The organism is Methylobacterium sp. B1 (assembly GCF_000333255.1).
GTDB classification, from domain to species: domain Bacteria; phylum Pseudomonadota; class Alphaproteobacteria; order Rhizobiales; family Beijerinckiaceae; genus Methylobacterium; species Methylobacterium fujisawaense.
Map to the genome: position 1 here is coordinate 1 of NZ_BACT01000532.1, position 1,585 is coordinate 1,585.

The window sequence follows — 1,585 nt, forward strand, 5'->3', positions numbered from 1 at the left end:
ATGAACCCCACATGAAGAAGAGGCTCGCCAGCAGCGACAGGGCCGGGCGGTAGGCGCCCCGGTCGCGCGCGGCCTCCGCCCCCGTCCGGGGCGCCGTCGTCCCGACGGTCGCGATCGGTCCTGCCATCCGGCGTTGTCCTCTGCGCTCCGGGCCGCCTTGCCGACGGTCCCATGTTGTCCATTTCATTTGTATGAGTATATATCGGATTCGCGGACGTCAACCGCGTCCCCGTCGCGTGCCGGCGCAGGATCGGCGGGACGGGCGGCTTCATCGAGGGGAGGATGCGATGCGTGGAGTGGGACCCCTGGCGCTGTGCGCCTGCGCGGCGATCCCGGGCCTGACCCCGGCTCCGGTCCGGGCGGCCGAGCCGGTCCGGACGGTGTTCGGCACCCTGCCGGACGGCCGGTCGGTGGAGGAGGTGACGCTGACGAACGGCAAGGGGATCACGGCCCGGATCCTGTCGTGGGGCGCGCTCCTGCGGAGCCTCGACGTCCCGGACCGGTCCGGCAAGGCCGCGGATGTGGTGCTCGGCTACAACGACCTCGCCTCCTACCTGACCAAGGGCAGTTATTTCGGCGTGAGCGTCGGGCGCTACGCCAACCGCATCCGCGCCGGGCGCTTCACCCTCGACGGCCAGACCTACACGCTGGCCACCAACGACGGCCCGAACGCCCTGCACGGCGGCGCGGCCGGCTTCGACAAGCGGCTCTGGACGATCACCGCGGTCAAGGGCGGCGCGGCCCCGTCGGTCACCCTGCGCTACGTCAGCCCGGATGGGGAGGAGGGCTATCCCGGAACGCTCACGGCCACCGCCACCTACACGCTCGACGCGACCGACACGCTGACGGTCACCTACGAGGCCACGACCGACAAGCCGACGATCGTCAACCTGACCAACCACAGCTTCTTCAACCTCGCGGGTGAGGGCTCGGGCCGCTCGATCCTCGATCAGACCCTGACCATCCCGGCGGAGCGCTTCACGCCGGTCGACGCCACCCTGATCCCCACCGGCGCGCACCTGCCGGTGGCCGGCACGCCCTTCGACTTCCGCAAGCCCACGGTGATCGGCGCGCGGATCCGCGACGGGCGGGACGAGCAGATCGTGCGGGCGCGCGGCTACGACCACAACTGGGTCGTCACCGACGCGCCCACGGCCGAGCCGCACCTCGTGGCGCGGGTCGAGGATCCGGAATCGGGCCGGATCCTCGAGGTGGCGAGCAACCAGCCGGGGGTGCAGTTCTATGCCGGCAACTTCCTCAACGCGACGGTGGTGGGTAAATCCGGCCTCGCCTACCGGCAGTCGGACGCCCTGGCGCTGGAGCCGGAACTCTTCCCCGACACGCCGAACCAGCCGGCCTTCGGCTCCGCCCGGCTCGACCCCGGCAAGACCTACCGGAACGTGATCGCCTACCGGTTCTCGACCAGCCCCGCTCACCGGACCCAGAAATGACCGACCGACCGATTGCACGGCCCCTGCGCTCCCGCGCCTGGTTCGACAACCCCGACAATATCGACATGACGGCGCTCTACCTGGAGCGCTACCTGAACTTCGGCCTCAGCCTGGAGGAGCTGCGCTCGGGCAGG

Annotated in this window: 1 protein-coding gene; it reads left to right on the top strand. The window is 70.5% G+C overall.

All coding sequences use genetic code 11. The features are described from left to right. The first annotated feature begins 287 nt into the window (after positions 1–287). On the top strand, positions 288–1,451 hold the full coding sequence (locus tag I53_RS15595) for an aldose epimerase family protein (RefSeq protein WP_043352269.1): 1,164 nt from the start codon (positions 288–290) through the stop codon (positions 1,449–1,451). Positions 1,452–1,585: the final 134 nt, after the last annotated feature.

What these genes read in the sequence shown, in the direction of transcription:
- I53_RS15595 (WP_043352269.1), top strand. Translation starts at nt 288, where the DNA reads ATGCGTGGAGTGGGACCCCTGGCGCTGTGCGCCTGCGCGGCGATCCCG.